21 protein-coding genes are annotated in these 21,394 nt (G+C 43.7%); 7 read left to right on the top strand and 14 right to left on the bottom strand.

The features are described from left to right. Nucleotides 1-42: 42 nt before the first annotated feature. Entirely contained in the window at nucleotides 43-741 is a 699-nt protein-coding gene (locus HZS85_RS05985; RefSeq protein WP_029341956.1) for a queuosine precursor transporter, read from the top strand. A 59-nt stretch (nucleotides 742-800) separates the two neighbouring features. Continuing rightward, the gene (locus tag HZS85_RS05990; RefSeq protein WP_214747276.1) at nucleotides 801-1,172 is read left to right on the top strand and encodes a PilZ domain-containing protein; all 372 of its coding nucleotides are present in this window, start codon (nucleotides 801-803) and stop codon (nucleotides 1,170-1,172) included. A 53-nt stretch (nucleotides 1,173-1,225) separates the two neighbouring features. On the opposite strand, the gene HZS85_RS05995 is transcribed toward HZS85_RS05990, so the two are convergent. After that, nucleotides 1,226-2,896, bottom strand: coding sequence for a glycoside hydrolase family 13 protein (locus HZS85_RS05995; protein WP_214854321.1), 1,671 nt, complete (start codon nucleotides 2,894-2,896; stop codon nucleotides 1,226-1,228). A gap of 224 nt (nucleotides 2,897-3,120) precedes the next feature. Between HZS85_RS05995 and HZS85_RS06000 the strand changes: the two genes are divergently transcribed. From HZS85_RS06000 to HZS85_RS06010, 3 genes are read left to right on the top strand one after another with little or no spacing between them, the layout of a single operon-like run. Next, on the top strand, nucleotides 3,121-3,738 hold the full coding sequence (locus HZS85_RS06000; protein ID WP_214854324.1) for a hypothetical protein: 618 nt from the start codon (nucleotides 3,121-3,123) through the stop codon (nucleotides 3,736-3,738). 48 nt (nucleotides 3,739-3,786) lie between these two features. Further along, on the top strand, nucleotides 3,787-4,581 hold the full coding sequence (locus HZS85_RS06005; RefSeq protein ID WP_214854327.1) for a thymidylate synthase: 795 nt from the start codon (nucleotides 3,787-3,789) through the stop codon (nucleotides 4,579-4,581). Continuing rightward, entirely contained in the window at nucleotides 4,578-5,060 is a 483-nt protein-coding gene (locus tag HZS85_RS06010) for a dihydrofolate reductase (RefSeq protein WP_214854330.1), read from the top strand. The genes HZS85_RS06005 and HZS85_RS06010 overlap by 4 nt, the downstream gene beginning before the upstream one ends. Nucleotides 5,061-5,107: 47 nt before the next feature. Here HZS85_RS06010 and HZS85_RS06015 read toward each other — a convergent pair whose 3' ends face one another. Together HZS85_RS06015 and fumC are read right to left on the bottom strand one after the other, a co-directional pair. Beyond that, the gene (locus tag HZS85_RS06015) at nucleotides 5,108-6,625 is read right to left on the bottom strand and encodes a diguanylate cyclase (RefSeq protein WP_214854333.1); all 1,518 of its coding nucleotides are present in this window, start codon (nucleotides 6,623-6,625) and stop codon (nucleotides 5,108-5,110) included. 81 nt (nucleotides 6,626-6,706) lie between these two features. Beyond that, nucleotides 6,707-8,101: a class II fumarate hydratase gene (fumC, locus tag HZS85_RS06020; RefSeq protein WP_214854336.1), complete on the bottom strand. Its 1,395-nt coding sequence runs from the start codon at nucleotides 8,099-8,101 to the stop codon at nucleotides 6,707-6,709. A gap of 115 nt (nucleotides 8,102-8,216) precedes the next feature. On the opposite strand from fumC, the gene HZS85_RS06025 reads away from it, so the two are divergent. Continuing rightward, the gene (locus HZS85_RS06025) at nucleotides 8,217-9,521 is read left to right on the top strand and encodes a hemolysin family protein (protein WP_035407316.1); all 1,305 of its coding nucleotides are present in this window, start codon (nucleotides 8,217-8,219) and stop codon (nucleotides 9,519-9,521) included. Nucleotides 9,522-9,543: 22 nt separating this feature from the next. Here HZS85_RS06025 and HZS85_RS06030 read toward each other — a convergent pair whose 3' ends face one another. The 3 genes from HZS85_RS06030 to HZS85_RS06040 are packed head-to-tail and all read right to left on the bottom strand — an operon-like array spanning nucleotide 9,544 to nucleotide 12,099. Continuing rightward, the gene (locus HZS85_RS06030) at nucleotides 9,544-9,945 is read right to left on the bottom strand and encodes a reverse transcriptase-like protein (RefSeq protein ID WP_214854339.1); all 402 of its coding nucleotides are present in this window, start codon (nucleotides 9,943-9,945) and stop codon (nucleotides 9,544-9,546) included. Continuing rightward, complete coding sequence (locus tag HZS85_RS06035) at nucleotides 9,938-10,897, bottom strand: CobW family GTP-binding protein (RefSeq protein ID WP_035407311.1); 960 nt, start codon at nucleotides 10,895-10,897, stop codon at nucleotides 9,938-9,940. Before HZS85_RS06035 ends, HZS85_RS06030 begins: the two co-directional genes overlap by 8 nt. Before the next feature lie 11 nt (nucleotides 10,898-10,908). Beyond that, nucleotides 10,909-12,099 (bottom strand): HD domain-containing protein, encoded by a 1,191-nt coding sequence (locus tag HZS85_RS06040; RefSeq protein WP_214854342.1) that lies wholly within the window; start codon nucleotides 12,097-12,099, stop codon nucleotides 10,909-10,911. A 142-nt stretch (nucleotides 12,100-12,241) separates the two neighbouring features. On the opposite strand from HZS85_RS06040, the gene HZS85_RS06045 reads away from it, so the two are divergent. Further along, on the top strand, nucleotides 12,242-12,727 hold the full coding sequence (locus HZS85_RS06045; protein ID WP_214854345.1) for a hypothetical protein: 486 nt from the start codon (nucleotides 12,242-12,244) through the stop codon (nucleotides 12,725-12,727). Between the two features lie 270 nt (nucleotides 12,728-12,997). Here the strand turns inward: HZS85_RS06045 and HZS85_RS06050 are convergent, their stop codons facing one another. From HZS85_RS06050 to HZS85_RS06085, 8 genes are all read right to left on the bottom strand, one after another. Next, entirely contained in the window at nucleotides 12,998-13,564 is a 567-nt protein-coding gene (locus HZS85_RS06050; protein WP_056062130.1) for a deoxycytidylate deaminase, read from the bottom strand. Nucleotides 13,565-13,613: 49 nt separating this feature from the next. Continuing rightward, the gene (locus HZS85_RS06055; protein WP_214854348.1) at nucleotides 13,614-14,822 is read right to left on the bottom strand and encodes a toxic anion resistance protein; all 1,209 of its coding nucleotides are present in this window, start codon (nucleotides 14,820-14,822) and stop codon (nucleotides 13,614-13,616) included. Next, nucleotides 14,809-15,552, bottom strand: coding sequence for a 5-bromo-4-chloroindolyl phosphate hydrolysis family protein (locus tag HZS85_RS06060; RefSeq protein ID WP_035407298.1), 744 nt, complete (start codon nucleotides 15,550-15,552; stop codon nucleotides 14,809-14,811). Before HZS85_RS06060 ends, HZS85_RS06055 begins: the two co-directional genes overlap by 14 nt. A gap of 253 nt (nucleotides 15,553-15,805) precedes the next feature. Beyond that, nucleotides 15,806-17,149, bottom strand: a complete 1,344-nt coding sequence (locus HZS85_RS06065; RefSeq protein ID WP_214854352.1) for a sodium-dependent transporter — start codon at nucleotides 17,147-17,149, stop codon at nucleotides 15,806-15,808. A 175-nt stretch (nucleotides 17,150-17,324) separates the two neighbouring features. Continuing rightward, nucleotides 17,325-18,197: a diacylglycerol/lipid kinase family protein gene (locus tag HZS85_RS06070; RefSeq protein WP_214854356.1), complete on the bottom strand. Its 873-nt coding sequence runs from the start codon at nucleotides 18,195-18,197 to the stop codon at nucleotides 17,325-17,327. Continuing rightward, nucleotides 18,194-19,711: an ABC transporter permease/substrate-binding protein gene (locus tag HZS85_RS06075; RefSeq protein ID WP_214854359.1), complete on the bottom strand. Its 1,518-nt coding sequence runs from the start codon at nucleotides 19,709-19,711 to the stop codon at nucleotides 18,194-18,196. The genes HZS85_RS06070 and HZS85_RS06075 overlap by 4 nt, the downstream gene beginning before the upstream one ends. Beyond that, nucleotides 19,708-20,439 carry an ABC transporter ATP-binding protein gene (locus HZS85_RS06080; protein WP_214854362.1) on the bottom strand — a complete coding sequence of 244 codons (732 nt, stop codon included), beginning with the start codon at nucleotides 20,437-20,439 and terminating at the stop codon, nucleotides 19,708-19,710. The genes HZS85_RS06075 and HZS85_RS06080 overlap by 4 nt, the downstream gene beginning before the upstream one ends. Nucleotides 20,440-20,624: 185 nt before the next feature. After that, nucleotides 20,625-21,254, bottom strand: a complete 630-nt coding sequence (locus HZS85_RS06085) for a 3D domain-containing protein (RefSeq protein ID WP_214854365.1) — start codon at nucleotides 21,252-21,254, stop codon at nucleotides 20,625-20,627. Nucleotides 21,255-21,394: the final 140 nt, after the last annotated feature.

The raw sequence follows: 21,394 nt of genomic DNA on the forward strand, positions 1-21,394 counted from the left end.
GCGTACAATTTTCATCTGTATGAACAGAAAGGAGTACATCTCATGAACGAATGGTTATGGATCCCTTCCATTTTTTTAACGATGGGATTATTGATTTTCAGTTATTATTTATTTGGTAAGACAGGATTGTTGATGTGGATTGCCATCGCAACAATCATTGCAAACATCCAAGTCACACAAACCGTCGATATTTTTGGTTTCGTCTTTACGTTAGGGAACGTCGTATATGGCAGTTGTTATCTAGCGACAGATATCCTCAATGAAAAATACGGAAAGCAAGTCGCTCGTAAAGGCGTCTATATGGGGTTCTTCTCCCTCATTACGACGACCGTCCTGATGCAGTTCAGTCTCTTATATACACCACTTGCTGATAAGGCTGCACTCGAAACATCCGATTCCTTGCATTTATTGTTCGGACTCTTACCATGGATTGCTGTTGGTAGTCTTGCCGCTTATCTTGTATCGCAACTATTCGATGTCTTTATTTATTCAAAGATCCGTCAGAAGACAGGCGAACGGAAGCTTTGGTTACGGACGACAGGGTCAACTGTATTAAGTCAATTGCTTGATACATTGACGTTTTGTGCGATCGCCTTCCACGATATGCCCTTCTCCATATGGTGGCAAATCTTCATTACGACGTATCTCGCAAAATTCGTTGTCGCTTGGTTCGCGACACCATTCATGTATTTAGCAAAACGTATCCACCCAACGAAACAATCGACAGACGCTGCCGCATGACCTAAAAAAAACTAGAAGACTTGACGAAATTGTCGGATAATGGGATTGGAGGTGCCTACATGAAAATCAAACGCAATGAACCGTTTCGATATACGCTGAAGACTCCTATAATTGGTGAATTTTACTTGCTCAAAGATGAACAGCGTACACCGAAAGGGTTGATGAAGATTCATAATATCTCACCGAACGGACTAGCAATCAGCACAGAACTAAAACTTCCACTCCTCAAATCAATGAAAATCGTCGTTGAATTCTCATTGATTGAAGGACAAGTGCCACTATGCATCGAAGGGTTTTTATTGCATGAGAAGCCTTCCGGTCCTGGGCGGTTGTACGGTATCCATCTCAATTCGACAACAACTGATCGTGAAAAAATCATTTCACAAGTGAAACAGATCGCGAAATCAGAACGATCCCTTCTTAATGATTAAAATGGCATTGCCCCTACATATGTAAGGGCAATGCCATTTTTTATCGAAACAATTTATGCGTCAAACGTACGGAAGACGACGGCTTCATAAGGTCGAAGCGTTAGTTCATCGGTAACAACGGACTCCTCATAGTTTCCGATGATCCGGTCTGACGTATCATGCGTAGACGGAATATTCACATCATGATCCGCAAACGAACAGTAGACATACCATGTCTCCCCTTCAAGCGTTCGTGAGTAGGCGTAAACTTCTGGATGATCTTCGAGTAAGAGTTCATAGCGACCATAGACGACGAGCTCATGGTCATGTCGTAGACGAATCAACTGCTGATAGTAATAAAAGATAGATTGCTCATCTGCAAGCGCCTGTTCGACGTTGATTTCCGGATAGTTCGGATTGACCTTCAACCATGGTGTTCCCGTCGAGAAACCAGCGTTCTCCGATGCATCCCACTGCATCGGTGTCCGCGCATTGTCACGTCCTTTGACATGGATGGAACGTAGTAGTTCAGCCGGTGATGCTCCTTGTTCCGTACGTTCTTTCCACATGTTCCGAATTTCGATATCTTCATAGTCCGCAATGTCTTCAAAAGCGACGTTCGTCATGCCGATTTCCTCGCCTTGATAGATATATGGTGTCCCTTTTAACAAATGCAATAATGTAGCAAGCATTTTAGCTGACTCGACGCGGTACGTCGTGTCATTTCCGAATCGACTGACGACGCGGGGTTGATCGTGGTTGTTCCAATAGAGCGAGTTCCACCCCGTCTCATGTAAGGCCGTCTGCCATTTGGTGAAGTTTTGCTTGAGTTTGAGTAAATCAAACGGAATGACGTCCCATTTCCCGTTCGGACCTGAATCAAGATCCATATGTTCGAACGTAAAGACCATGTTGACCTCTTTACGTGCCGGATCCGTGTAAAGAATGGCATCATCCGTCGTCGCTCCTGGCATCTCACCGACTGTCAGGACATCGTATTTACCGAAGGAAGCTTCGTTCATCTCGTGTAAAAACTCATGGACACGTGGTCCGTTGATATAATGTTCTCCACCATCTCCATACAGTGCTCCTGGATGGACCGTCGCATCTGGTAAGCCAGGTGTCTTCGAAATCAAGTTGATGACGTCCATTCGGAAACCATCAATCCCTCGATCCAACCAGCGACGAATCATCCCGTACACATCGTGACGCATCTGCTCATTTTCCCAGTTCAAGTCAGGCTGCTTCTTCGAGAATAAGTGAAGATAGTATTCATTCGTTGTTTCATCATATTCCCAGGCAGGTCCAGAGAAAATCGACCCCCAGTTGTTTGGTAGAGAACCGTCTGGATTTGCCGGGCGCCACATATAATAATCCCGATATGGATTGTCCTTGCTTTGACGCGATTCCGCGAACCACTGATGTTCATCTGACGAATGATTGATGACAAGGTCCATGACGATTTTGATATCTCGTGCATGTGCCTCATCTAGAAGACGATCAAAATCATCCATCGTCCCGAATTCCTTCATGATGGCTTCATAATCACGGATATCATAGCCATTATCATCGTTCGGTGAATCATAGACAGGACTTAGCCAAATGACGTCGATACCAAGCGTCTTCAAATAATCCAACTTTTCGATGATTCCGTTCAAATCACCAATCCCGTCCCCATTCGAATCATTATAACTACGTGGGTAAATTTGATAAACGACACTATCATGCCACCATTTACGTTCCATCCTCAACACTCTCCTCTTTTATGTACGTAACGTGCTACATATTGAGCAAACGATTGCATCAATTTGTAAAAGCGCTTTCAATTATCACAACGTCATCTTAACATGTCCATGAGAGGTGCTCAAGCAAGAACCTTAACATATTTGATATCATGAAATATGAAATACAAGTGTTTACTACATCCAAGATGATGGAAAAGAAAGGTATGAGAGAGGAGTGTGGACAAATGTATCGTCGATATTTGCTCTTCCTTGTCTGGGCGATTGCTATTGTCTTCATCTTATTATTTGGAAATAATCGTGTCTTTCCAGAAGGTTTCTTGATTTCGTTTTTATGTTTCGACCAAAGTCAATTTGATACATCCGCGTTAAGTTTATTTGCCTTACTCGGTATTTATCCGTTCGCTTTCTTTTTACTATTTCTAGATGAGAAACGATTCATGCGCCCAGGACCGCTCGTCGCAAGTATTGGATCGTTCTTCTTAGGTGCCTTCGTGTTGATGCCTTATGTCGCCCTCGCTATTCCAAGGAAAACGTTTCTTCCTTTTCGTCGTCGCGGGTGGATTCCTACCGTCGTCGCCTTACTTAGCGTCGTGACGACATTATTGCTTTGGATTGCTCTTGCTCGATCTGATTGGAGTATATTCCGCATCTACTTTGAGACCAATCAATTCGTTCGAACGATGACCGTCGATTTGTTATTATTCTACACTCTGCAAGTCTATCTGCTCCGGCGCATTCGTGTTCGGAATGCACAATCATTAGAGTGGCAAGACGTGATTCCGCTCTTTGGCTTATTTCGTTATCTATTCGCAAGACATTTACCGACATCCTCAAAATCTTAATTTATGGTACAATGAAATTTGGATTTTTCGAAAAGGAGATGTCATCCGATGGAACAATATCATGCACTTTGCGAACACATTTTGGAACACGGAAAAAAAAAGGAAGACCGGACAGGAACGGGAACGCTGAGCGTGTTTGGTCACCAAATGCGCTTCTCCCTTCAAGATGGCTTTCCGCTTATCACGACGAAAAAGCTACATATGAAGTCGATCATCCATGAGTTGATCTGGTTTATTTCGGGTGATACGAATATTCGTTACTTGCAGGAAAACGGAGTGCGCATTTGGAACGAATGGGCAGATGAGAATGGGGATTTAGGACCTGTGTACGGGGCACAATGGCGTTCTTTTCCACGTCCTGACGGAACAACGGTCGATCAACTCGCACAAGTCATCGAACAAATCAAGACGAATCCGGATTCCCGTCGTTTGATCGTCAGCGCTTGGAATCCTGGACAAGTCGATGAGATGGCGTTACCTCCATGTCATCTCTTGTTCCAATTTTATGTCGCTGACGGAAAACTGTCCTGTCAGCTGTATCAACGCTCTGCCGACGTCTTTTTAGGCGTACCGTTCAATATTGCATCCTATGCCTTACTGACACACATGGTTGCTCATGTGTGTGGACTCGAAGTCGGTGACTTCGTCCATACGCTCGGAGATGCCCACATCTATTCGAACCATGTGGAACAAGTCAATCTTCAGTTGACACGTACCCCTAAAAAATTACCGACGCTGCGCTTCGCTCGAACTGTCGATCGTATTGAAGACTTCCGCTTCGAAGATATCATCATCGAAGGATATGATCCTGATCCGCATATTAAAGGTGTAGTAGCTGTATGATTACACACATCGTAGCGTACACGAAAAATCATGTCATCGGACGCGATAATGCCATGCCGTGGCACCTTCCATCTGATTTAGCACACTTTAAGCGTACGACGCTTGGTAAACCGATCATCATGGGGAGAAAGACGTTCGAATCAATTGGACGCCCGTTACCTGGTCGAGAGAACATCGTCATCACGCGTGATCAAAATTATGTAGTAGATGGTGTGACAATTTGGCATGATTTATCTACCTTACACCCATATGTTGATTCAGAGGAAGAAGTCTTTTTGATTGGTGGAGGGGAATTATTCGTTCAAACGCTTCCTCTCGTACGGCGCATCTATGTAACAGAAATTGATGCGACGCTTGAGGGAGATGTCTATTATCCCGAGATCCCGTCTACTTTTCAAATCACGTCTGAAACGCATTATGATGCAGTAGAAGGAAATGATTACTCCTTTGTCATTCGCCAATATGATCGATCATTATAAAACCAGCCTCTTCCATCCGAATAGCGGAAGGAAAAGGCTGGTTTTTTTTACGGTATTTGCATAATCCACTCTGTGATCCATTCTTCCACTTCTTGATCTACATGAGTTACCATCACATAATCGGTAGCCCCTCGAGATAAGGCTTCTGCAAGACGATCATCTTCTTGTTCTGTCACGACCAAAACATCAATGATTGAATCTCGTTGTTTTCTCCATTCTTCTAGTCGCAGAAAGTTCTCGATCGCTAATTGATCAAGCGAAAGAATCGCCAGTTGTAGTTGTGTTGTCTGCCGATCGTCTAATGGAACCACTTCGAAGTGGTATTTGGGATGATCGGGTAGATCCAACTGACGGACTTGTTTAAGCAATCTTTCCTCGACACGGATAGACACCGATAATTTTTCAATCGATATTGCCGTAGAATAGGAAAGGACTTGGTTACGTCCATTACGTTTTGCTTGATATAACGCTTCATCTGCCTCCGCCGTCGCTTGAGCAAGCGTCGTATGTATATCAAATGAAAAGGATAGACCAATCGAAACAGTAATTTTTAATCCATTCGCAAAAACATGTCGTTCGATACGTTCACGTATTTTATTCATATTAGCGATTGCTTGAGGCAATGTTTCTGCTGAAAACAGTAAAATGAATTCCTCACCACCGAAACGAATGAACTCATCGTCGAGACGAGCCGCTTGTTGAACGACGGTCGCTAGTTCGGATAGGACTAAGTCTCCTGTCGGATGTCCATGTAAGTCATTGATTCGTTTGAAGTGATCAAGATCAAAAATCGCTAATCCAAATGTTCGTTGTTCACGTTCTAAACGTGCTGTGCGACGATCAAATGCATTCTGAAGGTATTTCCGATTATAAGCCCCTGTCAATTCATCGACCAAAATTGTTGACGATACAACTCTCAGTTTTCGTAAAAGTCGCGCAAGGCGGACATGACGTTCTTCATTCCTCACAGTTTCATCCCAATAATCATCGGCCCCCATCTCATAACTACTTTGTCGGACTTCTGATTGGCTCGGACCGACGATGATGATCGGAACGAATGCGGATTCCATCTGCTTCATGAGCTTTTTGAACACTTCCACTGAATCAGTGATACATGCATAATCGATGATGACGGCGTCCATCGTAATGTCGTGTGACATTGATAAGGTATCTTCTACCGAGCTAAAAAAACGTGACATATAGCGCGCTTGTTCCAGTGACTTTTTCCATTTGATATTCTCAAGAAAACGTTTTGTCACAGTGACGACTAATTCCTTTCGGACCCGGTTAGCACGTGAGCGCTCTGATAACTGATCGACGATAGGTTGCAATAATTCTTTGACGCTTGACTGATCAATGACAACGTCTACTCGTTCCCAAGTAATTTTTTCATGGCTTACTTGATCGGCGAGTCCCTTAAAGAGTTCCTCTCTGCCGAGTCCTTCCATCCAGCTCGCCAATGCAAGCAATTCTGATCGTGGTACAGCCGGCATCCGAAGTAATGTCTCTACCATATTGATCGTTTGCTGTAATTGTTTTTCTGCCCGCTTTCGATTTTGCTCCATGCAATTCCCTCTCTTTCTATAGATCCGAATAACATTTCTCGGATAAAGAGAAAGCGAGGGAATATCCCCCGCTTTTTCAACTCATGCTTTTAAGTTCGGACGAACCATGTCTGCTGGTACAATCCATTGATCATATTGTTCTTCTGTTAGCAATCCTGTCGCAAGTGCCGCTTCTTTTAATGTCGATCCTGACTGATGCGCCGCTTTCGCAATTTTTGCCGCATTCTCATATCCGATATGCGGATTGAGCGCTGTTACGAGCATCAGTGACCGTTCGACGTTCTCAGCGATGACGGACTGCTCAGGTTCAATGCCGATCGCACAATGGTCATTGAACGAATGCAAGGCGTCTGTAAGTAAACGAACGGATTGAATAAAGTTATACATGATGACCGGCTTGAAGACGTTTAGTTCAAAGTTACCTTGACTTGCAGCAAAACCAATCGTTGCGTCATTTCCGAGGACTTGCGCAGCGACCATCGTCAATGCCTCACTTTGAGTCGGATTGACTTTTCCTGGCATGATTGAGCTCCCTGGTTCATTTTCTGGAATCGTGATTTCACCGATTCCTGCTCGTGGACCAGATGCAAGCCAGCGGACGTCATTTGCAATCTTCATCGCGTCCATCGCTAGTGCTTTGACAGCACCATGTGTGAAGACGAGTTGATCGTGGCTTGTTAAAGCGTGGAATTTGTTTTCCGCACTCGTGAATTCATAACCCGTCTCTTCACTCATCTTCTTCGCTGCCAAATCACCAAACTCAGGATGTGCATTAATCCCCGTACCAACAGCCGTACCGCCGATTGCTAGTTCCGTTAATGGGTCAAGCGTCCGTTCGATCATTTGCTTCGAAAGCGCAAGCATCCGGACCCAGCCGCTGATTTCTTGACCAAGTGTGATTGGTGTAGCATCTTGCAAGTGTGTTCGTCCGATTTTAACGATATCCACAAAAGCCTTTGCTTTTTCATCAAGTGTCGCATGTAGAGCATCGATAGCTGGGAAAAGTGATTCCAATAAGACTGTTTTTGCCGCTAAATGCATCGCTGTTGGATATGTATCATTTGAACTTTGTGATTTATTGACATCATCATTCGGATGAATCGTCGTTTCACTGCCTTGTTCCTTTAATTTGCGTGTCGCGACCCGAGCGATCACTTCGTTGACGTTCATATTAGACTGAGTACCTGAACCCGTTTGCCAAACGACAAGCGGAAACTCATCATCGAATTTCCCCGCGATGATTTCGTCACATACTTCAGCAATGGCACCAGCTTTTTCTGTCTCAAGCACACCTAAGTCGCGGTTCGCAAGCGCCGCTCCTTTTTTCAGGACTGCAAATGCACGAATGACTTCAATCGGCATTTTTTCCGTTCCGATCTTAAAGTTTTCTAGACTACGTTGTGTTTGTGCGCCCCACTCCTGCGCTTCCGGTACACGAATTTCCCCCATCGTGTCACGTTCTACACGGTATTCCATAAACAAATTCCCCCTTTTGATTACTTCTCTTCTAGTTTACCGGAAAGCTCGCAGAATGGGAATGAGGGAGACAGTTTTGGGGAATAGTTTATTATCGAAAAGGAGTGAAGATTTCATGTGGTTAATAAATTTAATAATTGTTTTATTATTGATTCTGGCGAACGGTATATTTGCGATGACCGAACTCGCTTTGCTCTCTTCCAAACGATCGAAATTAGAAAAAGCAATGGATGATGGTAAAAAATCAGCCCATGTCGCATTAGAGTTGCTGGATCGACCGACTGACCTGTTATCGACTGTTCAAGTCGGCATCACGTTAATTGGAATCGTCAATGGTGCATTCGGTGGTGCCGCGCTCTCTGGTCCTGTCATCAATTGGCTCGCTCAATTCGGATGGATCGCTCCTTATGCCAGTACAATCGGTTATATTCTTGTCGTGACAATCATCACCTATATTTCGCTCGTCATCGGTGAACTCGTTCCTAAACGTGTTGCTCTTGTCAGTCCAGAACGAGTTACGATGTGGCTCGCCCCACCGATGCGCTTCTTCTCGATCGTTCTTCGACCATTCATCTGGGTTTTGAGTAAATCGACGAGTTCCATCTTCCGCTTGATTGGCCTCGATCGATTGCAGACGAAAGACGAGACGGAAGACGAAGTCCGGCAATTACTAATTCGTGGCACGAAAGAGGGAACATTTAATCGTTCAGAAGCTGAGCAAGTTTCTCGTGTCTTTGATTTTCATGATTTATATGCATATGAACTGATGGAGCCCAGAACGGTTACGGAGTGGATTGACTTAGCTGATGAACCCGACACGATCCTACAAGAGCTCCGACAAGCGCGACACCGAAACTTACCGGTCGGTCACGGGGATTTGGATCATTTTGTCGGATTCATCGATGCAAAAGAAATACTATCAACGGAACATCCTGTCAAAGAACTTGAACGATTAATTCAATCTCCACTGATTGTTCCCCGCCAACTGAAAGCAACCGTTTTACTTGAACGGATGCGGAAGGAAACTGTATCGATTGCATTCGTTTTAGACGAGTACGGTGGTTTTCTTGGCATGATCACCTTGTTCGATATTCTCGAAGCATTCGTCGGCGAGATTTCAAGCGTCGAGGAAGAACCGGAACTCGTCATGCGGAAAGACGGTTCGTTCCTAGCGGACGGATTATTGCACATCGATGATTTAAAACGAACGCTCGGCTATACAGATGACTTACCCGGTGAACAGTTAAACGCCTATCATACAGTTGCCGGTTTAATCCTGTATATGTTAGGTGATGTACCAACGCGTGGAAGTGCTGTCGTGATTGGATCATACCGCTTTGAAGTCGTTGACTTAGACGGACGTCGCGTCGATCAAATTCTGATTGAGCGCATCGAACATGAACAAACACCCCTTCCATAAGGATAGGGGTGTTTGCCTTCAATTATGCTTCGTATAATCGTAATGCCTTGCGTGCGACGCGATCTGCTTTATTCTCAGACCGCGGAATCCACTTCACGAAGGCGAGTGGTAAGAGTTGATAGCGTTCAAAAGCAGGATCAAAGATCGTCTGCGTTCGTTTATTCTTGACGAATTCACGTTCGACCGCTAATGCAACCGCTTCTGAATCCGTCCGAAACGAAATGACGCTTTCTCCTTGAGTAATTAGTTCGTGCGCCCACTCGACGGCTTTTGCAAATGCGATGAATTCTGCTTCATGATTATTAATTGCTTGAATTTGATACATTTTTTCTGTGACTTCGCCCTCGGAGCTTTTGCTAAACAGTCCAACCGCTGCTTCGTCGTTTGAGGGACGGACCGTTCCGTCAAAATAAAGTTCAACCATGTTCAATTGCCGCCTCGATTCCTTTTCGTATCGCTTGCTCATCTAGCCCTTTCCCAATGAAGACGAGCGTCGTCTTTGGTTGTTCGCTAAATGGTTCTCGGATTGCTGTTCCGTAAATCATCCCTGTCCCTTGTAAGATTACTTTTCGTTCTGTATCTGCAAAATGGATGATCCCCTTATAACGATAGAGATCTTCCGCGTAGGCTTCTAACACCTCACGTAGGACCATACCGAATCGATTTCGATTCAATGGTCGTTCCTCAACGATCGTTAGTGCCGTAAAATCTTCGACGGATTGATGAATCTGATCTGTTTGTTGGCTGAGTCGCACTTGTTCTTCTTTTGGAAAATGGAATGTTTCAAATAGTCGATTTGATTCCAGTTGTCCCTGTTCCGTTTCAATGATGGCTGCAGATGGATTTCGTTCGCGCAGCAAAGCAATCAACGTTTCGCGTTCTGATGCTTTAATTAAATCCATCTTATTTAATACAAGTACATCAGCAAATCCGATTTGTTTCACATTTTCTTGGAACGTCAATTGTCGTTCTAAGTGATACGCATCGATGACTGTGACGACACTTGAAATCTGATAAGACTGTTCAACGGCTGGTTCAAAATAAAATGTCTGAAGAATCGGTCCTGGATCAGCGACACCAGTCGTTTCGATCAATAATCGATCGAATGATAGTTCCCCATCACGGCGACGTTTGGCAATTCGTAGCAATGCATCCCGTAAATCACCTCGAATAGAACAACAGATGCAACCATTTGTCAATTCGATCATCTCTTCATCGCTTCGCTCAATCAATGCTTCATCAATGTGAACAGAACCTACTTCATTGACAAGCAACGCAAACTTCTCTGTCGGTTGAGAAACAAGATGGTTGAGTAACGTGGTCTTACCAGCACCTAAAAAACCAGTAATGACGGTCGTACGTATTTTGTCTTGCATGATTTCACTCCTTAGCGTCCTTGTTGCTGACGCCATTTTTCTTTTCGTGCATCGAGCAGATCAATCGCATGAAGATACCAGGCATCCGCCGTTTGCGGCGTAACACTTGATCCCCACTCGCGTTTCCCATGGTGTGATAATACCATATGCATGAGACGGTGATAGACCGCTCGTGGTAACCGAATATCTTCTTCTCGAAGCGTTTGTTCGAGCACGAAGCATCCGTATGGCATATGTCCTATAAGAACACCATCTGGATCAAGCGCAATACCTGCTAGTTCTTCTTCTTCTTCGGTTACGTGTAACAGTCTCGAAAAACGATCTGTCGATGCACCTGCATGTGTATATTCCCATAGTTTACCGATATCGTGCAATAAAATACCGAGCAACAATTCATTCGGATTCGGTCGTTGATCTAACAGAGCAATTCCTTTTGCTGCTTGATAAAGCGCATCAAAGCTGTCATCCCAAGAAAATTGACGCATCTCTCGTTCAGATGCTTGGAATAGTTCATTTTTGTGATCGGCCTCTGCTTCTTGGATACATTTCAGCAATGTCAAATACGGTTGTTCACTATCACAGATTCCTTGACCAATCGTCATCATACAGGCAGTATGTTTTAATAATCCACCGATATAAGCATGGTGATGAAATAAGGCAGCCGGTCGCGTTGAAAAGTCCGCCCAGTACTGTCTCAGAATCGATAGCGCGATTTCTCGGTAAGGCGTATCTAGTTGATCGATCAATCCAAGTAACTGATCACGATACGTTTCAAGCGACTCCTCTGACGGTAGCTGCGGCAAGAACTGCGTAGGTGAAGCATCATAAATCGGTGTGACGCGTTGAACCGTCAATGATTTATTACCGGATTGCGGCGGATACTCTTCTACTTTTGCTTCGACTCGAACAATTCGTGTCTCGAGATATGGACGGAGTGCTTCTTCTGCTGTTCCTTGATTGATCCATTGTTTTCCTTTACAAGATCCAGCAGGCGAGTTGAATGTAAACTGTAACCACTCTCGTCCGGTTTGACCTGTGCGAATTTCACCCGAGGCAACGAGTAGTACTTCTTCGATTCGCTCACCAGGAACAAGTGTATCTAGCGAAAGTCCAATCGGTTGATTTGATTGATTGATAGAAAAAGCGTCATTTTCATTAGAAGGCATCGTCACTTCTGGAAGCGCCTTGAATAATTGTATCACTTCATCTCACTCCTTTTTCTTCATCCATATCATAGCAGAGACGATTTCATCACGACTACTATCAAACATATATTGTAAGCGTTTTCTAAATGAATTATGATGAACGTGGAAGTCAATTTTTATGCTTAAAGGAGGAGAAACGATGATTCGACCACTTACTCATTTATACAGCGAAGCTGTCGTCACACACGATCAATTGGATCCATCCAAAATCGTGACACGCGACCAGATTCGGCAAGCTGTTCAATCGTATGATCCGTACCAATCGCATATGTCGCATGCACTGGAAGAGTTGTTGCTTCATGAGTTACGTCAGGCATGTCATTGTGTTAAAGAAGAAGGACTATCCTTGGCTGATATGCAGACGGAATTGTTGATCCTCTCTGCTTTCCAATGTGATGCAGGTTATTTAGCAGAAGAAATTCAACATATGTCACCGACCGCTATCAAACGACATCTTTCTACACTTGATGCCGCTTTCAATCGACTATTGCATCAACTGTTTTTACATCAGTCGCAACCAGACATTCTTTGTCAACGGTTTATGACAATCCTCGCTGGTGCAGTCGCTATGAAATGTAAAATCCGTGCTAAGCGTCTCAAGGAAACCATGCTTGTTCATCCATAATAAAAAAATCCTGACTCGTATGAGTCAGGATTTTTCATTCAACGACCTGGCATTCCAGCTCCTTGATTGGTTTTGTATGAAAATGCGGCGTTCCGCTTCGTCATATTCTATTGTCATCATGCCAAACTATTCAAGTGTTGTCAATTCTTTTCTAAAAAAAGTGGACCGATTTTCGATTGAAAATCAGTCCGAATGGAAGAGTGAATAATTACCATGGCAATGCTTGATTTCATCATACAATGCTATGGAAGCGTTTACAACCCTTTTCCGTTAAATTTTTTCAAGAAAATATTCGTTTGCGAGTGGCAAGTGGATGACTTCGATTCCACTTTGTCGCATCAGGTTCAATCCGTCCCCATATTCATATCCTGTCGAATAGACGACACGATCAATTTTAGAGGCAATAAGCGCTAAGCTACACGCATGACACGGACTATGTGTGACGTATGCTGTCGCATGACGCGCACTCGTCGAATCGGCAGCTAGCTTGCCGAGTGCATTGATTTCAGCATGAATCTCATGCTGCTTCGACCATTCATGATGTTCCTCTTGATTTTCACAACGATAAAAGAGAATCCCGTTTCGTTCAATCGACTCTTCAGTAATCGGATGGTCGGATCTTGATGTATAGAGAATACCCTCTTGCTTTAAGTAAATTTCATTACAATTCACATGCTGACTGGGTGTTCCGTTTATCCCGATCGAAATCGGCTTTTCGTCTTTGACGATGACACAGGCAACGGATTTTGAGGCGCATTTTGAATGACGATCTGCCATCATCCGCGCAAATAATAACCATGTTGTGTCCCACTTCAATTGCTTCTCTTCTATATTCATTTAAAATCCTTCCTTTCATGAAGGAAAGGAACACGAAAATCCGTGTTCCTTAGTATGGTCGATTCGGTAATTCTCTACTTTTTGAGGCAACTTCGATGACTTTTTGTTTCAATTCGTTTTCCATTCGTTCTAATTCATGCTCAGCGTCGCGACGTTTTTGTTTTCCTTCTTGTTGAATGCGTAATGTCTCATCAAGTGTCTCAATCAAGTTTTGGTGTGCCACTTTTAATGATTCGACAGAAACAATTCCTTTTTCGTTTTCTTCCGCAATTTCAATCGACGATTCTTTCAGTAACTTCGAATTTTGCTCAAGTAGCTGATTCGTCGTGTTGGTGACATCCTTTTGCATTTCGAGTGCTGCTTTTTGACGTGATAAACTTAAGGATAAGACGACTTGGTTTTTCCAGAGCGGAATCGTATTGACGACTGCCGATTCGATTTTTTCCGCTAAAATTTGGTTATTTTGTTGAATGACGCGAATTTGCGGCGCCATTTGCAAACTGATCGTTCGTGATAATTTTAAATCATGGATTTTCTTTTCGAAACGGTCCGTCAATTGAATCAAGTCATTTAATTCCTGTAACTTCGTCTGATCCCGAGATACCTCGACTTCTGTCCGTAGCGGTTCGATTTCATGCTGACGCACATGAGCGATTTTCGTCTCGCCAGCCGCAATATAGACGTTCAATTCTTCAAAATAACGTTTATTTTTTTGATACATTTGGTCGAGTAAAGTGATATCTTTCATCAATCCAAATTTCGATCGATCAAGATTGTGTACGACTTCCTCGAGATAAGCACTCATTTTCTCATACTGCAAGAAATACGTTTCTGCTTTTTTCTTTGCTCGCCCAATAACCGGAACGTTCGACCAGAAACTCTTTTTTTCTTGAAGTGTGTCTGGATCCATTTGACGTACACGTTGCATTAAATCACTCAGCAGTTTTCCTGCCTCCCCGCCGTCCTTCATTTTTACTTCACTTAAGACTTGATCGGAGAATTGAGAGAGTTCACGCTGGACGGGTGCTCCAAATTGCATGACGGCATCCGTCTTTTGAAGATCGATTACTTGTAGCAAACGTTCGATCTTTTGTCGCTGTTCTGCTGGAACATCCGAAGGAATCATCTCTTCGACAGGGCGTGCCGGCATTTTAGGAGGTGTCTCCGCTATATTTAGATCGACCGACGGATCGGAGATCGTTGGTTGATCTTGCTCATCAGGCCATTGTTGCCACGTTTCTTTATCAGAATGGGTCATGTCGGTAACTCTCCTCCTGTTTTTGTTGTTCGGTCTCTTGTGCTAGAACCTTTTCAATCGTCAAGAGTTCCCGTTCTAAATCAACGGTATCCCCTTCGAGCAATAAGGTTTGTTGTTGTTTTAATTTTTGACCAATCATTTTCAAATTCGAAATCAGTTGATTTTTCGTATCAACTTGAACTTGGGCACCTCGGCGTTCCAGATCGGCGTATTTTTCTGAAATCGATAATAAGGAATCTAGGTAGAATGTAAAGAAGTCCCGGACTTTTTTGACGTCTCGTGGACTTTCATATAACTCTTCGAACAATACATGGGCTTCGCGTGAAACCATTCGCATCTCACTTCTAATTTCACCATCTCGTATGGAGGGAACGATTTGATCATACGTCTGGATTTTCACAAATCCTTCCTCAATCGTCCGTTGCAAGACTTGAAGTTCTAAATCATCCGTCTCCTCAAAGCGTCGTGTCGCCCGCTCGGGTTTTAAGATGACACTGCCCACAAACTCATCTTCGTCATCGAGTAGTAGTTTCTTTTTGACATTTTTCCGCTTGATTTCGGTCGACTTTCGTTCAGTCCGATATCGTCGTCCTGGTTTAGTCCGGTAACCACTCCAAATGAACCATAACCCAAGTGCGATGAAGATTCCCGAAAAGTTGAACGTATCAGCCAATTGTAAAAATACGAACATCATACCGATGGAGCCAAATATCCACCATGAAGACTTCATATCATCCCCTCTTCCTTCTTGCTGATTCTTTTATCAGGTCTACGTGTCTTTATTTTAACATTACGTAACGTTTAACAAAAAGTTTCCCGTTTTCCCGAAATATTACGCCTCGTATATTTATATTTCAACATACTTTTGCAGTAATGACATCAGACCGAAGAACGAACTGTTCACCTTTTTTATATCAACTCTTACGATAAAGAAGGTAGTCGACATACGTTGTCGACTACCTTCCGAGAGTTTTATTTATATATCATCCAAAAATTGGCCAGATGAGAATGATCAAAATCGCAATCGGACTCAAGTAGCATACGCTTATCCGCCACACAGGAACGATTTTTTTCATGAATGGACTTGTTATTAGCTCCTGCTCGATAAGAGTTCGGTCGAGTTTGTAACCGGCAAAAATTGAAATCAATAATGCACCAATCGGCATTAGAATGTTTGAGACGAGGAAATCAACACTGTCAAAGAATGTTTTCCCCATGAATTGTACATCACCTAGAATTCCAAACGAGAGTGCAGATGGAATGCCGACGATGGCGATTGCGAGTGTCGCAAGCCAAGTCGTCCGCTTTTTATCACGCATCGTCGCGTTTTCTTTTCGATCCGTCAAGGAAGCAACGACGACCTCAAGCATCGCAATCGATGAAGTGATCGACGCGAAAGCGAATAACAAGAAGAATAGTATCAAGAACAACGAACCAAATTGAATTTGGCTGAAGACGGTCGGCAAGACGATAAAAAGTAACGCTGGGCCTTCTGCCGGGTCAAGACCTGAAGCAAAAACGGCTGGGAAAATCGCAAATCCTGCTAATAATGAGACGGCTACATTCATCGCAACAATCCATGCTGCCGAACGGTTAATTTCTCCACGTTCCTTCATATAGGATGCATACGTCAGCATCGCTGATACACCGAGCGATAAGGAAAAGAACGCTTGCCCAAGGGCACTCAGGACAGAAGTTCGGTTGAGCACCGAGAAATCAGGCTGAACGAAAAACTTGACGCCTTCCATCGCACCATCAAGCGTTAACGATCGTAAGACAAGAATGATGAAACACACGAATAATAATGGCATCATGATCTTACTCATTTTTTCAATACCAGATTGAACACCACGTAAAACGATCCAACATGTCAGAGCGAGAAAAATCAATTGCCCCGAGATGACATAAAGCGGTGAGGCTGAAATCGTTCCGAACAATTCACCGAGTGCTCCACTATCCATTGTCGTTAACCGACCTGTAAAACCAAGAATGGTATAAATTAAGACCCAGCCTCCGATGACGCTGTAGAAAGAGAGCAACAAGAAACAGGCGATGACACCCAGGACACCAATGAACGTGAACTTCTTATGACCAAGCGCCGAGAACGCTTGAAGTGCCGTTTTCCCACTCGTTCGACCGATTAAAAACTCAGCAATCAAGACAGGCAATCCAAGTAGCAAGGTAAACACGAGGAATAAAAGTAAAAAGGCGCCCCCTCCGTTTGTTCCAGTCGTATACGGGAATTTCCAAATGGCCCCCAGACCAATGGCGGATCCCGCTGCTGCTAAAATAAATCCAACTTTTGAAGCCCATGCGTTTCCTTTCATGGTGCTCCACCTCCTTTTCAAAATACTTTTTCATTGTACAGAAAGAAATCATGAAAGTCATCCTTTATCAAATATTTTCTTTAAAGCGTCAAAGCATAACCGCATATACGCATTGCATGAAAATAAAAAAAAGAAGGTCGAATATTATCTCGACCTTCTCTCGACTCAAATTGTATTAATCAGTGCCACCATACATTCGAAGGTATTCCGGTAACACTTTGACGGTAATTGGTGTATGGATGGCTTTTTCACCATCTGTATCAATGACTTTTGCTTCTTTTGTCTTTAATTGAAATCCGCTCGTCAAGATATGGGTAAAAGATGGATCATTGGCGAGACCAATTTTTTGAAGGATGACGTCCCGGATTGTCGTCAAATTTACCTCATCAACAATTACCAAATCTAGTTTTCCATCATTATAAGCTCCATCCGACAAATTCGTCTCGATTCCACCCAGTGATTCTCCATTTGCTGCCAGAATCAATACTGCTTCACCTGTCATTTGACGACCTTCATCTAAAATTAATTCATATTCGAATGGTTTTGCTTCTAAACTCGAGCGAATCGTCGATAAATAATAGCCCATCTTCCCAAGACGCGCTTTTTCTTCTGTATCGATCCCAATCGACGCTTCAGCGACGAGACCGACACCGAGAAAGTTCAAGAAATAGCTATCTCCGACTTGCCCAAGGTCGACTTGAACGACATGTTGCATAGCAATTGCTTCTGCTGCAAGCCGTGGCGCCATCGGTAAGCCAAGTGTTCGTGCGAAATCATTACACGTACCTCCAGGAATAATGCCAAGTATCGGGCGATTTTCTAATTTCGCTACACCATTGATCGTCTCAAAGACCGTCCCATCTCCACCGATGACGACGACAGCGTCAAACGCGGATGATTCTTCCGCAAAATGCATCGCATCTCCTGCTTGTTTTGTATTTCGAATGACGATCTCGTCGAACAACATACTTAACGGTTCGATGACTTCTCCGAGTAATCCTGTACCATTCGTACCGGCTGTCGGGTTACTGATCAGTAATAGTTTCATTGGATGATGCCTTCCTTCTTCAAGTAATCGCGGGCGACCGCATTTGCAGTTTTTCCACCATACGCGACAGCTTCGTTCATTTTCGACATCTCTTCATCGGAAATCTTACCCGATAATTGCTCAAGCGCTTGTTTTACCTCTGGATACTCATCGATTGTCTCTTGACGAAGTAAAGGTGCTCCTTCGTACGGTGGGAATAATTGCTGATCGTCTTTTAAAACAAGCATGTCGTATTTTGCAATCTCTGGATCGGTCGAGTACGCATCAATGACATCGATTTCACCAGATTCAATCGCTTTATAACGCAATTTCGGTTCCATCGTGACGACCTTCTTGAAATTGACATCATATTTATCTTGGATTCCTTTATAACCATCTTGGCGATCCTTGAATTCTAATGTAAATCCAGCCGTCAGTTGATTCGCGACCTGTTTTAAATCAGAAATCGTCTTTAAGTCGTAGCGTTCCGCTAATTTCTTCGGAACGGCTACAGCATAGGTGTTGTTATAGTTCATTGGTGGCAATAAGGTCAAATCTTGTTTTTTTAGACCGGTTTTCGCCTGTTCGTATACTTCTTTTGCATCGTTTGATTTTGGTTTTTCATTCGTCAAACTAGCGAGCACCGTTCCTGTGAATTCTGGATAAGCATCAATGTCTCCTGACTCGAGTGCTTTATAAACGAATGTCGTCTTCCCGAAGTTTGGTTTGACTTGAACCTTTAAATCCGTTTCATCTTCGATGACGATTTTATACATATTCATTAAAATTTCCGGTTCCACGCCCAGTTTTCCGGCAACGACGAGATCTGGTCGTTCGCTACGGCCGAATGCGAAAGGTGCGATGACGATTGCGACCATTAAGACGACTGCCGTCACGAGACGTGCCGTCTGCCGCTTACGAGTTGCGACTTCCGTTTGGCGTAGTAAACCGTCAAATAGAAGAGCAAGGAGAGCTGCTGGAATCGCACCAAGCAAAAGGAGATAGTTATCATTACGGTCAATTCCAAGGAGAATGATTGACCCTAGTCCACCGGCACCAATCAAGGCAGCAATCGTTGCCGTACCAATGATCAATACCATCGCCGTTCGAATTCCGGCCATCATGACAGGCAAAGCTAACGGAAGTTCGACTTTCCATAGACTTTGCATCGGGGTCATCCCACATGCGCGTGCCGCCTCTTTAATTGAAGGATCGACTTCGGCGAGACCTGTGTAGGTATTACGAACGATTGGTAATAAAGAATAGAGAACAAGTGCAATGATAGACGGGACTGTACCAATTCCGACAAGTGGAATCATCAGACCAAGTAGCGCTAATGATGGAATCGTTTGAATGACGGAAGTCACACCAATCGACCACTCACTCAGACGTTTATTCCGTGATAAGTAGATCCCAAGCGGAATGGCGATGAAACATGCGATAAGTAACGAAATGACCGATAGTTGAATATGCTCAATTAACGCTTGAAGCAATTCACTTTTCCGATCTTGATACGTTTCAATCAAGCCGTTCATTCGACTTTCCCCCTGACTTGACGCATGAACTCTTGAACAAATGGATCATTACTCGCTAGTACTTCTTCCTTTGTTCCGATGAAAGCAATCTCCCCAGCATTCATCAGACAAATGCGACTGCCCAGTTTTAATGCCTCGTTCATATCGTGCGTAACGAATAAAATTGTTTTTCCAAGCTCTTCGTTTAGATGCAACAAATCATTTTGTAATTGTTCACGTGAAATTGGATCAAGGGCGGAGAAAGGTTCATCCATCAAGATGACGTCTTGCTCTGCTGCGAGCGCACGCATGACACCGACACGTTGTTGTTGCCCCCCCGAAAGTTCACTCGGATATTTCTTCTTAAGCGATATGTTTAAACCTGTCAGACGGAATAATTCATCGACTCGACGCGCCACCTTTTCTTTGTCCCACTTTAATAATTCTGGCACGACACTGACATTTTCTTCGATCGTCATATGTGGAAAGAGGGCAATCTGTTGTAAGACGTAACCGATTCGCCGCCGCAGTTCATGTTCGTTGATTGACATGATCGGCTCACCGTCGATCCAAATTTGACCCTCTGTGTGATCGATCAATCGATTGACCATCTTCATCGTTGTTGTTTTTCCGCAACCCGATGGACCAATCAAACAAAAAATCTCACCCTGATCAACGGTGAAGTTAACGTGTTGCACCGCTTTTGTTCCATCCGCATACGTTTTGCCGACATCTTTGAACTCAATCACTCCTCATCCCTCGTTTCCCCTGTTTATTATCTTTGTAAAATTCCCCTTTCTTGGACATTCTAAAACCTATTCCGTCCACTCTTTCCCCTGTTTTCTAAATCCAACATCGAACAGATCGTTATTATATTCTTCATCAAAACAAAAAAGACGATGGAAACTATCCATCGCCTACCCATATACGCCTCTTATTCGAACGTCACCGTGACTTGACGACGTCCCCATTCTAGTGCTTCTTGTTTTGATCCTACTAGAAGGTCCATGATTCTTCCACGAATCGCACCACCTGTATCGAGTGCGATTGCGTCACCAAAACCTTCTACATGAACTTTTGTTCCAAGCGGTACGACCGATGGATCGACAGCAACGATGCGACGTCCTTCGTATGTAATCGTATTCGTGACGTCATAACCCGATGCCGTTAAGGCGCGACCATTATACAAGCGGCTTCCATTGTTTTCTGGATTTGTCGTATACGCTGTCGTTTCAAATGTTACCGTACGTTTTGATGAACGATTCGTCTTCACTTGCTTCCGGCTTTGCTTCGCAGCTTGTCGTGCTCTCTTTTTAGCATTTGCATTTGCTTTCTGCTCCGCTTCTGCTTTTTGTTTGGCTACGGCTTGTAATCGAGCTCGCTTTTCTGCCTCAGCTTGTTCCCGCTTTTTTTGAGCAGCTTGACGTTTCATCTCTAACGGATTTTGTACGATAGTCTTCTCTGTTCCAATCCCGATTTGTGCCGCTGAAGCTTCATGATGCGGCAAAAGAATAAATATGAATCCCACTAAACAGAGGGATAATAGGAATGATGTTCGTTTCATGTTGGTGCCAACCTTTCTCGCCGTTTTACGACCCGCACAACGTATCACGGCGACAAACCGTTTGAAAAGCGAACACCATGATTTGAAATATATCTGTCAAAAAGTAACGAAATGGTTACACGCTTACAAAAAACGCTCTC

It is taken from the genome of Exiguobacterium sp. s130 (assembly GCF_018619055.1).
In the GTDB taxonomy this organism is placed as follows: Bacteria; Bacillota; Bacilli; order Exiguobacteriales; family Exiguobacteriaceae; genus Exiguobacterium_A.